Genomic DNA, 12,937 nt, shown 5'->3' with positions numbered 1-12,937 from the left:
GCCTGGTGGGTGTCGCCGACCATCGGGTTGTCCATCCTTTATCTGTTCCTGTCAGCGCACACAAACACAGTTTGATTTCTGCCTCATTTTGAGGATTGTCAAGGCGAAATGACGACCTGCCTTTCAATGGTGGACGATCCGATATTTTTCGCCTTTATCAGGAGGTAAGACGAATAGTATGTAACATCCCGTTATGGCGAACGATAATCTGGAAATCCGTCAGCTTGCACCGGCCTGCCCGCCAATAAAAAACAAGTAAATGCTCACTTTTTTGTTGACAGACAGATAGAACGCCGTTTATTTGAAGAGAGGATTTGCTTGCGAGTGTTGTGCGTAGTGGTCGATTTGCGGTGGAAAGCCGAGGGGCGCCCGGCCGTCCCGGGGTGCCCATCATGACCCGACCTCATGTGAACCCTGTCCGAAAGGATGAGGCCTTATGCCTGGTATCGGCTCGATTCTGGAACGCAACGCGCGCCGTGTTCCGAACCGTGAAGCCCTGGTCTTTGGCGGGCGACGGTTTACTTACGTGCAGTTGGATGCCGCCGTCAACCGCGCCGCTCGGGTCCTGCAGCGCCTGGGGGTGGAAAAAGGTGATCGGGTCGCTTTGATGTCACCCAACTCCGACCAGTTCGTCATCGTATTTTACGCCGGCCTGAAACTGGGAGCCGTCATCGTCCCCCTCAACCCGCGGCTGGCGCCTCCTGAACTGGCCTACCAGTTGATTGATTCAGGTTCCCGGGTGCTGGTTTTTGCTCCGCAGCTCAAATCGGTGGTGGAAAAGGTCCAGCAACAGAAGCTCCCCACCAGACACTACCTGGCGACTTTGCCGTGCGACCCTTTTGCGGACGTCGTGACACTGTCATCTCATGAAAGCACGGAGCCCTTGGGCATTGTCGTCGCCGAGAAGGATAACGCCCAGATTCTTTATACCTCCGGAACGACGGGTCTGCCCAAGGGGGTGCTGCTGGACCACCATGCTGTCATCTGGGCCGGTACCAATATTTCTCTGGGGGTGGGGATTCGCGAAGGTGATCGATTGTTGCATGCCGCTCCCCTCTATCATTCGGCTGAGCTCAACCTGTTTCTGATGGCCGGAACCCTTTTGGCGGGCACTCATGTCGTTCTTCCCGCGTTTGAACCGGAAACGGTGCTGAATGTCATGGAGCAGGAACGGATCAGTGTCTTTTTCGGCGTGCCCACCATGTACCAGTTCCTTTTACGCCAGTCCAAAATCACCGGACGCGATCTGAGCGCGTGGCGCATCGGCATGTACGGGGCTGCACCGATGCCTTCCAGCGTGGTCCGCGAGATGATTGCGAAACTGTCCGGGGTGCAGCTTTTCAATCTCTGCGGCCTGACCGAAATGGGCCCCGGAGGAATTTGTCTCCAGCCCCATGAGCAGCTGAGCAAGATGGGAGCGGGAGGAAAGCCCATTGTTAATACCGAAGCGCGGGTGGTGGATGAAAACATGCGGGATGTCCGCCCCGGCGAGGTGGGCGAATGGATTCTTCGCGGAGAAACGATGATGAAGGGTTACTGGAACAATCCCGAGGCGACCGCCGAGACCATTCGTAATGGTTGGTTGTTCACCGGCGATCTGGCCACTGTCGACGCGGAGGGGTATATCACTCTGGTTGATCGCAAGAAGGATATGATCATCACCGGGGGGATGAATGTCTATTCTGTTGAAGTGGAAAATGCCGTGCGGTCTCATCCTGCCGTTGCGGACTGTGCCGCGATCGGCATCCCGCATGCGGATTATGGCGAGACGGTGGCCGTCGTGGTAACCCCCCAGGAGGACCGGGAGTTGACTCTGGCCGAACTCCGGCACCATTGTGCCGGGCTGATCTCCGATTACAAACTTCCCCGGCTGCTGTTTCTGGGAGAGGTGCCGCGCAATGTGTCCGGCAAGATTCTCAAATACCAGTTGCGGAAAACCTATGCCGAAGTCACCCGGGAGTCTGCGACTGGGTCTCTTCAGATCTCTGTCTTGAACTGACCCCTTTTGCGACGAGGAGCGAACATGAAAGCAACCATGATGAACGCCCCCCTGACCCTGGGACATATCCTCGAACGGGCGGGAACTCTTTTTGCTGCGACGGAAATCGTTTCCCGGATGCCGGATCGTTCACTGCATCGCTACACCTATGGCGATTTCTACCGTCGCGCGCGGCAGCTGGCGGAGGCGTTGAGCGGCGCCGGGCTTAAGCGCGGCGAGCGGGTCGGCACCCTGATGTGGAGTCACCATGCGCATCTCGAGGCGTATTTCGGGATCCCGGTCGCCGGTGGCGTGCTGCACACCCTCAATCTTCGTCTGAGTCCCGAGGAGATCGCCTATATCGTCAACCATGCCGAAGATCGTTTTCTGATCGTGGATGACGTGCTGTTGCCGCTGCTGGAGAAATTCCGGGGACAGATCGACGTGGAGCGGATCTTCGTGGTGCCCCTGACCGGGCAGGCGGTACCGGCCGGCTACGAAAGCTATGAGGAGCTATTGTCCTCCGCGAGTGGCCATTTTACCCCGCCGGAGATGGAGGAGAACGAGCCCTGCGGCATGTGCTACACTTCGGGTACCACCGGCAGGCCCAAAGGAGTGGTCTACTCGCATCGTTCCTCGGTGCTGCATTCCCTGGTCACCGCCCTGCCCGACCTGATGAACCTCTCCTGCAGCAAAACCGTTTTGCCGGTGGTGCCGATGTTCCACGCTAACGCCTGGGGAATCCCCTATGCGGCCACCAATGTCGGCGCCAGGCAGGTCTTCCCCGGTCCGCACCTGGATGCGGAGAGCCTGCTTGACCTCTTTGCCGGCGAGCGGGTGACCCAGACCGCCGGAGTTCCGACGATCTGGCTGAATATTCTTGAGACACTGCAGCAGAATCCCGGTCGCTGGCAACTGATTCCGGGGATGGAAATGATCGTCGGCGGTTCGGCTCCGCCCGAATCAATGATTCGGGCCTTCGCTGAACTGGGCCTGGAGGTCATCCACGCCTGGGGCATGACCGAAACCTCGCCAGTTGCGAGTTTTTCACGGCTCAAGCCCCATCTGGAAAAATGCTCTGCCGAAGAGCGGTTCGCCTGCCGCGCCAAACAGGGGATGCCGGTGCCGCTGGTCGACCTGCGCATTGCCGGGGAGAAGGAGCCGGTCGCGTGGGACGGGCGATCCGTGGGGGAGATTCAGGTTCGCGGGCCCTGGATTACGGCGGGATACCATAAGCAGCCGGTGACCGAAGAGCGCTTCACCGTTGACGGCTGGCTTCGTACCGGCGATGTGGGGCATTGTGATCCGGAGGGCTATGTCCAGCTGACCGATCGCACCAAGGATCTGATCAAGTCGGGAGGCGAGTGGATCAGCTCGGTCGCTCTTGAAAACGCCATTATGGGGCATCCCGCGGTTCGGGAAGCGGCGGTGATCGCTGTGCCCCATCCCAAATGGGGGGAGCGGCCGCTGGCGGTGGTGGCCCTGAAGGACGGGACAGAGGCTGACGGCGAAGCGATATGTTCCCACCTGGCGGAAAGTTTTCCCCGCTGGCAGTTGCCCGACGGGTGCGCGTTTGTCGAATCCATACCGCGCACATCGACGGGGAAATTCTTCAAGGCCAAGCTGCGCGAACAATATGCGGACTGGGGGAGCGTCCCTTCGTTGAGCACAGATTCAGGATGATGAAGAAGGCGGAGAGATAGCCGGACAGATTTTATGGAATGTTTGTCAGCCCGATGCCGGCCGGTTTCGGTCGTGGGTTGCGTGCCTTCTTTTACTTTATCTTTACGTAAAAGTAAACATTAGTTACCGGTATGTCGGCTGATTGAAGTGCCGACAGCCCCCATTCAGACCAGGAGAGAGAGCCCATGTTTGAACTGAGTGACGAACAACGACTGATTCAGCAGACCGCCAGAGAATTTGCCGAGCGGGAGATCTGGCCGGAGGCCGCCCGTTGCGATCAGGAAAAGTGTTTTCCGCAGGAAATTGCCGCCAAGGCCAGGGAACTGGGACTTTTCAATCTGACGGTGCCCGAGGAATACGGCGGTCCCGGACTCGGCGCCCTGGAGCTGGCGCTGGTGACCGAGCAGCTGGCCTGGGGGTGCGTCGGGCTGGGGGGCGGGATCAGCCTGAACAACCTGCCGGCCGACGTGCTGCTGGTCAGTGGCAATGCGGACCAGAAGCGTGAATACCTGGGCCGGCTGATCACCAGTGAATATGGATCCTACGCGGTTACCGAGCCGGGCGCGGGATCGGATGTGGCGGGGATTTCGACCCGAGCGGTCAGAGATGGCGACGGCTACCTGCTGAATGGCAGCAAGGTCTGGATTTCCAATGCGCCCCTGGCGGGTTTTTTCACCGTGCTGGCCAAGACCGATCCCGAGGCGGGTTACCGTGGACTGAGCTTCTTCCTGGTTGAGCGGGACAGTCCGGGACTGGAGGTGGGGAATCCCCTGCCCAAGCTGGGGCAGAACGCCGTCCCGGCGGCCGAGGTGTTTTTCAATGACGTCAGGGTGCCGCGTGAAGCACTGCTCGGCAACGAAGGGGACGGGTTCAAGATCGCCATGCAGGTTTTCGACCGTTCCCGTCCGATGGTGGCGGCCTTTGCGGTCGGGTTGATGCAGCGCTGTCTCGATGTTTCTCTCGCCTACGCCAGGGAACGCAAGACGATGGGACAGGCGATCATCCATCATCAGGCGATCGGCCACAAACTGGCGGAGATGGAGATGCGCCTGCAGGCGGCGCGACTGATGACCTATCAGGCGGCCTGGTTGCTCGATGCCGGCAAGCGCAACACCCTGCAGGCGGCTTGCGCCAAGGCCTTTGCCGCCGACGCCGCGATGTGGGTGGCGACCGAAACGCTGCAGATTTTCGGCGGTTACGGCTACAGCCCGGAATTTCCGGCCGAAAAGCTGTTTCGTGATGCCAAGGTGCTGCAGATTTACGAGGGGACCAGCGAAATTCAGCGCAACATCATTGCCCGCGAACTGGGGAACCGGTAGATGTCGGCGAACCCCCTGATGGGGTTGAAGATTGTCACCCTGGCGGTCAACCTGCCCGGTCCTGTCGCCGCGCGCGCACTGTTGCGTCTCGGTGCGAGCGTGACCAAGGTCGAACCCGCGGCGGCTGATCCGATGCAGCATTACTGTGCCGATTGGTATCGGGAACTGAACGCCGGACAGGCAATCGTCAGACTGGACCTCAAGACAGAGGAGGGCCGGGCCGGGTTGGCGCAGTTGCTGCTGGAGGCGGATCTGCTCATCACCGCCACCCGCCCGGCCTCCCTGGCAAAACTCGGCCTGGGTTGGGAGGAGCTGCATGAAAAGTATCCGCGCCTCTGCCAGGTGGCGATCGTGGGCCATGCCGCGCCACGCCAGAATGAGCCCGGGCATGATCTGACCTACCAGGCCGAGGCCGGCTTGCTCTCTCCGCCGCAATTGCCGCGAACCCTGCTGGCCGACATGGCGGGCGCGGAACAGGCGGTCGGCGCGGCTCTGGCGCTTCTTCTGGGTCGTGAGCGGGGAGCGGGGAGTGGTTTTGCGGAGGTGGCCCTGGCCTCCGCGGCTGCCGCCATGGCCGAACCGCTGCGCTATGGGGTGACAGCCGCCGGCGCTCTGCTGGGGGGTGGGCTGGCCGGCTACAATCTCTACCGCGCCCAGGATGGCTGGGTGGCGCTGGCGGCCCTGGAACCACATTTTCTGCGGCGGTTGGCCGCGGAACTTCACTGCGACGGCCGGGATAAGGATGCGCTGCAAAAGGTTTTTCTGAACCGGACCGCCGGGGAATGGCAACAATGGGGGCTGGCACGGGATCTCCCTCTTGTTGCCCTGGTTGGCGAAGAGCCATGCAATCGAAAGGAAGAGACAAGATGACAGACGCGTATATCTACGACGCCATCCGCACTCCGCGCGGCCGGGGGAAAAAAGACGGCGCGCTCTATCCCATCAAACCGGTCGCCCTGCTCGGCAACCTGTTGAACAGCCTGCAGCAACGCCATCAACTGGATACCGCCCAGGTCGATGATATCGTCATTGGTTGTGTCACACCGGTCGGCGAACAGGGCGGGAATATCGCCAAGACCGCCGCTCTCTATGCTGGTTGGGACGAGGTCGTCGGCGGCTTTCAGCTCAATCGCTTCTGTGCTTCGGGGCTGGAGGCGGTGAATCTGGCAGCAATGAAAATTCGCTCGGGTTGGGAGGATCTGGTTGTTGCCGGCGGTCTTGAATCGATGTCACGGGTACCGATGATGTCCGATGGGGGGCCTTGGGCGGCCGATCCGGAAACCTCCTGTAAAACCGGCTTCGTCCCCCAGGGGATCGGGGCCGACCTGATCGCGACCCTGGAGGGATTTACGCGGGAAGACCTGGACCGGTTCGCTCTCTCCTCCCACAGAAAAGCGGCGGCCGCTCATCAGAACGGACGTTTTTCACGCTCGCTGGTTCCGGTTGTGGATCGCGCCGGCGAAGTCGTGCTTGACCATGACGAACTGATCCGCGCCGATGCCGCGGAAGAAAGTCTGGCGGTCCTCAAGCCGTCCTTTGCAGGTCTCGGCCAGCTCGGGTTTGACCAGGTCGCGCTGGCCAGGTATCCGCAGGTTGACCATATCGAGCATCTGCACACCCCGGGCAATTCTTCGGGGATTGTCGATGGCGCCGCGCTTCTGCTGATCGGCAGCGAAGCCAAAGGCAGGGATCTCGGCTTGAGCCCGCGCGGGCGGATTCTGGCCACGGCGGTTACCAGCACCGATCCGACCATCATGCTGGTCGGACCGGCGCCGGCAACCCGCAAGGCGCTCAATAAAGCCGGGTTGACGGTCGAGGATATCGATCTGTTCGAAGTCAACGAGGCCTTTGCCTCGGTGGTGCTGAAATTTCAGGCGGACTTGTCCGTTCCCGTGGAAAAAATCAATGTCAATGGTGGTGCGATCGCCATGGGACATCCCCTCGGCGCCACCGGGGCCATACTGGTCGGAACCCTCCTCGACGAGTTGGAACGCCGTCGTCTGCGTTACGGACTCTGTACCCTCTGTGTCGGTGGCGGGATGGGAATCGCGACCATTATTGAACGCCTGTAGCGGCAACCGACCCGGGGACAAAGGATGCCTCGATTGAAGCTCAAATCTGAATCGTTGCGTTCAGGCCGGATGATGGTTGTACAGCGGTTGTGAACCCACAGATTCAGGTCAAACAAAAGGGTGTGGACATGAACGGATTCGATTATCAGAAAGACGGCGAAAATATCGTCACCATCAGCATGGATCTGCCCGGGCAACCGGTGAATACCATAAACAAAGCCTTTATGGATGGCCTCGAAGCGACACTGCAGCGTCTGGAGCGGGATGAGGTTGCGGGGGTGATCCTGACCTCCGGCAAGGACAGCTTTCTGGCCGGGGGGGATCTGAAGGAAATTTCGGCGATCTCTGCCGACACGCTGCCGGCGTTTGCCGCCACTCTGCAGCGTCTCAAGAGTTGTCTGCGGCACCTGGAAACCCTGGGCAAGCCGGTGGTGGCGGCGATCAACGGCACGGCTCTCGGGGGCGGTTACGAACTCTGTCTGGCCTGTCATCATCGGATTGCCCTGCGGGATGACAAGAGTCGGATCGGACTGCCCGAGGTCAGCCTGGGACTGCTGCCCGGCGGGGGTGGGATTGTCCGCCTGGTGCGCCGGCTGGGCCTTGAAAAAGCCCTGCCCCTGCTGATGGAAGGAACCAGGCTGTCACCAGAGCGGGCCCTTGAGGCGGGATTGGTCGAAGAGCTGGCGGCTGATCGCGAAACTCTGCTGAGCAAGGCCCGGACCTGGATCAGGGACAATCCATCCCCCCGGCAGCCCTGGGATGAGAAAGGGTGTCGGATTCCCGGCGGAACCCCGGCCCATCCCAAAGTCGCCCAGATGCTGATGGCGGCGCCGGCGATGCTGCGAAAAAAGACCCGCGGCCTGCTGCCGGCACCCGAAGCGATTCTGGCCGCGGCCAGTGAAGGGGCGCAGGTCGACTTTGCGGCGGCCCAGCGCATCGAGAGCAGCTATTTTCTGCAGTTGGTGCTGACTCCCGAAGCGAAGAACCAGATCAGTTTTTTCTTCCAGCTCAACGGAATCACCAGCGGCAGCAGTCGTCCGGAAGGTTTTGCAAAAACGTCGGTGAACAGGCTCGGGATTCTCGGCGCCGGGATGATGGGTGCCGGGATTGCTTACGTGGCGGCGAAGGTCGGTATCGAAGTGGTTCTGCTTGACCGCACTCGGGCGCAGGCGGAAAAGGGCAAAGCCTATTCGGCGCAGGTGCTGGACAGGCAGCTGGCGAAAGGGCGCATAACCCGGGAGCAGAAAGACGCTCTGCTGGAGCGTATCCAGCCGACGACGGAGATGAGCGATTTTACGGGCTGCGATCTGCTCATCGAGGCGGTTTTCGAGGATCAGGAACTGAAGGGCAAGTTGACCGGCGAGGCGGAAAAAAACCTTGCCGAGGGGGCGTTCGTGGCCTCCAATACCTCGACGCTGCCGATTACCGAGCTGGCGCAGGCGGTGCGCCAGCCGGAAAATTTCATCGGGCTGCATTTCTTTTCGCCGGTCGACAAAATGCCGCTGGTCGAGATCATCTGCGGGCAGAAGACCAGTCCACAGACCTTGGCAAAAGCCTTCGATTTCGTACAGCAGCTGCGCAAGACCCCGATCGTGGTCAACGATTCCCTGGGGTTTTTCACCTCCCGGGTCTTCAGTACCTTTCTTGACGAGGGGGCGGCGTTGCTGGAAGAAGGAGTCGATCCCCTGCTCATCGACAACCTTGCCAGGCTGGCCGGCATGCCGGTCGGACCGCTGACCGTCATGGATGAGGTCAGTCAGCAGCTGCTGGTCAAGGTGCGCAAAGCCAACCGCAAGCTGCTGCAGGATCGTGGCGAGGTGCTTGAGGAGAACGCCACCGACCGGGTTCTCGCGGTGCTGACCGGCAGCCATGGGCGCGAAGGCAAGGCCTATAACGGCGGGTTTTATGACTACCCTCAGGAGGGGCGCAAAACCATCTGGGCAGAACTCTATACACTTTTCCGTAAACCGGAGGTCGAGATTTCCCGCCGGGATATTCAGGATCGTATCCTTTTCCGGCAGGTTCTGGAAGCGGTCAGGTGCCTGGAAGAAGGGGTCCTGCGTTCGGTGGCCGACGGCAACGTCGGTTCGATCTTCGGGATCGGATTTCCCGCCCATACCGGCGGGCAGCTGCAGTTTATCAACAGCTGCGGCCTGCAGCGTTTCGTCGCCCGGGCCCGGCAACTCGAGCAGCTCTACGGCGAGCGTTTCGCTCCTCCGGCCCTGCTGCTGGAAAAAGCTGCCAACCATGAACTATTTACCTGAATCCGTGAGTCCCTTGTCGGCGGACAGCACAAGTCATTGACCTGCCCGGGTTCCCCAAAATCACCAGCGAACCTATGGGTGCGCTTCAAATTTTTGGAAATCTCATTCAGGCAAGCAATTGCACTCTTCATCCAACAGGAACCCACTGATTCAGGCAGCAGGAGGAGAAGCGATGTTTGAGTATCTGTTTTCCGAGGAACAACTCAGGTTCAGGGATGAAGTAAGGGATTTCGTCAAAGCGGTTCCGCGGCAGCTGATTCTGGATATGGACGCGGACAAGATCCGTTTTCCCACGGAGTTTCTGCAGGAGGCCGGGCGCCGCAATCTGCTCGGCTGCCGCTATCCGAAAAGCCTGGGAGGACGGGGAGAGGATTGGGTTTCCGCCTGCATGGTCATGGAAGAGGTGGGGACCCTCAGTTACATTCTGGCCTGTGTTTTCGGTGTCGGCGCGGAGCTGGTCTGCGATGCGATTGTCAAGCACGGTACGGCTGAACAGCAGGAGAAGTATGTCAGGCCCCTGCTCAAAGGGGAACTCTTCGCCGCCGAGTGCCTGACCGAGCCCCGCGGCGGTTCCGATTTTTTCGGCGCCACCAGCACCGCCGAGGACCGGGGTGACTATTTTCTGCTGAACGGCCAGAAACGATTCATTGTCGGGGCCGAAGGGGCCGATTTCTTTCTGGTCTATGCCCGCACCGATCCGGATGCAAAACCCCATGAAGCACTGACCTGCTTACTGGTCGACCGTGGGCCGGGGGTCGAGAGCGTCTACCAGTACGGGTTGATGGGCTGCCGCGGGGGTGGTGCCGGGCGGCTGGTGTTCAAGGATGTCAAAGTGCCGCGGGAAAATGTGCTCGGCCGCGTTCATGGCGCCGCCGCGGTGTTTGACACCATGATGATTCCGGAACGGCTCGGAACGGCGGCGATGACCATCGGCGCCGCCCGGCCGGCCCTGGAGATCGCCACCCGTTACAGTTCCAAACGCAAGGCCTTCGGCCGGCCGATCAACCAATTCCAGGGGGTCAGTTTCCAGGTTGCCGAAGCGGCCATGCTGCTCGATGCCTCCCGGGCCATGGCATACGCCACCGCCCGGGCGGTGGATGCCGGGATAGAGATGCGCCGCATCCGGCGGATGGTCTCGGAAGCCAAGAAGTTCATTACCGAATCCTGCCAGCAGGCGGTTCACCATGCCCTGCAGGTGATGGGGGGCATCGGTTATACCAATGTCTTTCCCCTGGAACGTATCCATCGCGATCTTAGGCTTGCGTCGATCTGGACCGGAACCAATGAGGTGATGGCCATGATTATCGCCCATGAATGGTACCGGGAAGCGGCGCAATCTGAGCCGGTCCGGGATTATGAGTCCGACGCCGTGGAGGCGGGCGCCCTGGAGGAAAAGATCTACGAGTAATAGAAGAAGGCAGCGGCGGGCTCTCCCGGAAGCCGTGGGCTCATTCCGGATGTTGGACTGAGTTGTCGTCTCAGGGGTCCTCCTGTCAGCAGGCCTCGATTGGGACCGTTGTCAGGGGGATGAAGGAGCCCGGCCAGTCCCTGCTATCTCTGCGACCGTCTCCATTGCCGGTAGGCCAGAAGAGTGAGCAGGATCAGGACCACCAGCGCCGGCAGCAGCACGAAGTCGAGCCAGGGTGTCAGGATGCTCAGCCCGAGGCCTGCCAGCAGCAGCACCAGCACCGGGGTGAAGCAACACAGCGCAACCAGCCCGGTGCCGATCAGGGCGGCGAGGAAGCGGTTGCGAAGCCGATTGTCGGTGCCCCTCATCGGCTTTTCCGCTGCTGCTGGATCGGTGGACAGGGCACATCGCCGTAGGAGCAGAAGACGCAGCAGTCGCCCGCGTTGGGTTTGAGCAGGGCCCCACAACCGTTGCACTGGTGGAAAAACCGGCAGGCATCCGTCGGCATGGTCAGTTTCTCGCTGTGGCCGCAGTGTGGACAGATCAGGGTCGATTCAGCTGTTATCGTCATGGTTCAGTTCCTCTCTTGCGGTGTCCACGACACGGCGGACGTCGGGAAGACATCATCTCCCCTGCGGATGAGTTTCGACGCAGCGGCAGGCTCCGGCCTTTTTTGCCGCCAGGATCTGCTCCATGATGCGGCTGCGTCCGCTGTCCTCCAGCACCGCCCGCCGGATCTCATCCTCGCTGTGCGCGAAGCAGTAGCAGATCAGTTTCATTCCTCTCCTCTCGAAATCACTTTGCTTCGTTGGGTTGCACTTCGGCCTGGTAGCCGGCTTTCTCGATCACCTCAACCATCTGTTGCGGCGTTGTCATGTCTGGATCATAGAGGACGGTCGCTGTCATTTTTTTGTAACTGACATCCGCTTGTTCGACGCCGTCCAGGTTGTTCAGGGCGGCTTTGACGGCATATTTGCAGGAGGCGCAGGTCAATCCCTTGAGCGCCAGGCGGGCGGTGCGGACTTCGGCCGCATGAGCGGGCATGACCCCATAGATCCCCTGCCCCTGGGTCAGTCGTGGCCAGCTTGTCGGGGCAAGGGCCAGAACGGCCAGGAGAACGGGGAGCGCGACAGCTTTCAGAATTTTTTTCATGGTTCACCTCGGTCCTTTTCAGTCAAGCAGAAGCGACATGATCTGCGGGGCAAAGAGCATCGCCAGGGAAAACAGGGTGGCGAGCCAGAGCATGATTTTCTGCAGCCTCTTCCGGCCGGGGCTGCAGCAGGCGGTTTCGCTGCAGTCTGCCGTTTGCGGTCTGCGGTAGGTAACATGGAATCCCAGGCCGAGAAACAGGAAGGTCAGGACCATCATGACCGGGCGCCAGGGTTCAAGGGCGGTCAGGGCGCCGGCGCTGCCGATGCCGAGAAAAACCATCAGTAGCGGGCCGATACAACAGGCCGAGGCGAGAAAGCCGCTGATGACGGCGCCGACCAGGCCGAGGCCGGCCAGTTTTTTCCCTTGCGGCGCGTCCGTTCCGACGAGGGTGGATTCATTGCGGGTTGTCATGCTGTTGACTCCTGCATCAGGGGGGTGAAAAATCGGGCCGCGACCCGGATCGCTTGCCGAAGCTCGACCCGTTCCCTGGTTTCGGGTTCGGCCTGCTGCCAGGCCATGGCGGTGTCGGGATCTTTCAGGAAAACCATCTCCCGGCACAGACTGTGGGCGGCGCAGGTCGCAACCGACTGCCAATGAATACCCAGCTGCAGGTTTTCAGAAGGTTCGACATGAAGCAGAACCCCATCCCGCTGCTGAATATGGATCGGCTCTCCGCTCAGCGCACATGACGAATCGATTCGCACCTCGCAGTCGAACATCGGGCTGACCGCCAGGGCGTCAAGGGCGCACATGGCGTGGACCCGGTGACCGTTGACAGTCAGGCGATGGGGCGTTTCTTCCAGGGTGAACGGGTAGGCACCGATGATGTCCCCCTGGCCGTCAAGAACGACCAGGTCGCTGTTGCGCAATCGCTGCAGGGCGGCAGCGATCTCCGCGCGTCCTCCCTTTTCAATCCTCTGTCGTGGTTTGCCCCGTTCTGCGAAAGATCGCAGAATGGACCGATGCAATGCCGCATCCTCTTTCGCGAGGGCATTCTGTCGCGCCTTCAGGGGCAGCAGGTCGTTGAGATGATGGAGAATATCCAGCGTATTCATGGTTTT

At 60.6% G+C, this 12,937-nt stretch carries 13 protein-coding genes; 7 read left to right on the top strand and 6 right to left on the bottom strand.

Features of this window, described 5'->3' with window-relative positions; all coding sequences use genetic code 11:
- Window positions 1-436: 436 nt before the first annotated feature.
- The 7 genes from C2E25_RS07200 to C2E25_RS07170 all read left to right on the top strand — a co-directional run bounded on the left by C2E25_RS07200 (window position 437) and on the right by C2E25_RS07170 (window position 10,724).
- On the top strand, window positions 437-1,999 hold the full coding sequence (locus C2E25_RS07200; protein WP_103115085.1) for a class I adenylate-forming enzyme family protein: 1,563 nt from the start codon (window positions 437-439) through the stop codon (window positions 1,997-1,999).
- A gap of 24 nt (window positions 2,000-2,023) precedes the next feature.
- Window positions 2,024-3,661, top strand: coding sequence for a long-chain fatty acid--CoA ligase (locus tag C2E25_RS07195; RefSeq protein WP_103115084.1), 1,638 nt, complete (start codon window positions 2,024-2,026; stop codon window positions 3,659-3,661).
- A gap of 185 nt (window positions 3,662-3,846) precedes the next feature.
- On the top strand, window positions 3,847-4,980 hold the full coding sequence (locus tag C2E25_RS07190; protein ID WP_103115083.1) for an acyl-CoA dehydrogenase family protein: 1,134 nt from the start codon (window positions 3,847-3,849) through the stop codon (window positions 4,978-4,980).
- Window positions 4,981-5,850, top strand: coding sequence for a CoA transferase (locus C2E25_RS07185; RefSeq protein ID WP_103115082.1), 870 nt, complete (start codon window positions 4,981-4,983; stop codon window positions 5,848-5,850).
- Window positions 5,847-7,052 (top strand): acetyl-CoA C-acetyltransferase, encoded by a 1,206-nt coding sequence (locus C2E25_RS07180; RefSeq protein ID WP_103115081.1) that lies wholly within the window; start codon window positions 5,847-5,849, stop codon window positions 7,050-7,052. Before C2E25_RS07185 ends, C2E25_RS07180 begins: the two co-directional genes overlap by 4 nt.
- A 128-nt stretch (window positions 7,053-7,180) precedes the next feature.
- A complete protein-coding gene (locus C2E25_RS07175) occupies window positions 7,181-9,316 on the top strand; it encodes a 3-hydroxyacyl-CoA dehydrogenase NAD-binding domain-containing protein (protein WP_103115080.1) in 2,136 nt (711 codons plus the stop codon).
- 172 nt (window positions 9,317-9,488) lie between these two features.
- On the top strand, window positions 9,489-10,724 hold the full coding sequence (locus tag C2E25_RS07170) for an acyl-CoA dehydrogenase family protein (RefSeq protein ID WP_103115079.1): 1,236 nt from the start codon (window positions 9,489-9,491) through the stop codon (window positions 10,722-10,724).
- Between the two features lie 143 nt (window positions 10,725-10,867).
- Here C2E25_RS07170 and merF read toward each other — a convergent pair whose 3' ends face one another.
- Genes merF through C2E25_RS07140 form a run of 6 tightly spaced genes read right to left on the bottom strand, consistent with a single transcriptional unit; the run spans window position 10,868 to window position 12,931 of the window.
- Complete coding sequence (gene merF / locus C2E25_RS07165; RefSeq protein WP_103115078.1) at window positions 10,868-11,092, bottom strand: mercury resistance system transport protein MerF; 225 nt, start codon at window positions 11,090-11,092, stop codon at window positions 10,868-10,870.
- On the bottom strand, window positions 11,089-11,295 hold the full coding sequence (locus C2E25_RS07160) for a GDCCVxC domain-containing (seleno)protein (RefSeq protein ID WP_103115077.1): 207 nt from the start codon (window positions 11,293-11,295) through the stop codon (window positions 11,089-11,091). Before C2E25_RS07160 ends, merF begins: the two co-directional genes overlap by 4 nt.
- 52 nt (window positions 11,296-11,347) lie before the next feature.
- A complete protein-coding gene (locus C2E25_RS07155) occupies window positions 11,348-11,503 on the bottom strand; it encodes a (2Fe-2S)-binding protein (protein WP_103115076.1) in 156 nt (51 codons plus the stop codon).
- Between the two features lie 16 nt (window positions 11,504-11,519).
- Window positions 11,520-11,876, bottom strand: a complete 357-nt coding sequence (locus C2E25_RS07150; protein ID WP_103115075.1) for a metal-binding (seleno)protein — start codon at window positions 11,874-11,876, stop codon at window positions 11,520-11,522.
- An 18-nt stretch (window positions 11,877-11,894) separates the two neighbouring features.
- Window positions 11,895-12,287, bottom strand: coding sequence for a mercuric transporter MerT family protein (locus tag C2E25_RS07145; protein ID WP_103115074.1), 393 nt, complete (start codon window positions 12,285-12,287; stop codon window positions 11,895-11,897).
- On the bottom strand, window positions 12,284-12,931 hold the full coding sequence (locus C2E25_RS07140; protein ID WP_103115073.1) for an alkylmercury lyase family protein: 648 nt from the start codon (window positions 12,929-12,931) through the stop codon (window positions 12,284-12,286). The genes C2E25_RS07145 and C2E25_RS07140 overlap by 4 nt, the downstream gene beginning before the upstream one ends.
- Between the last annotated feature and the right edge of the window lie 6 nt (window positions 12,932-12,937).

The organism is Geothermobacter hydrogeniphilus (assembly GCF_002898515.1).
Taxonomy (GTDB): Bacteria; Desulfobacterota; Desulfuromonadia; order Desulfuromonadales; family Geothermobacteraceae; genus Geothermobacter_A.
This window is presented reverse-complemented; position numbering and strand designations above follow the sequence as displayed.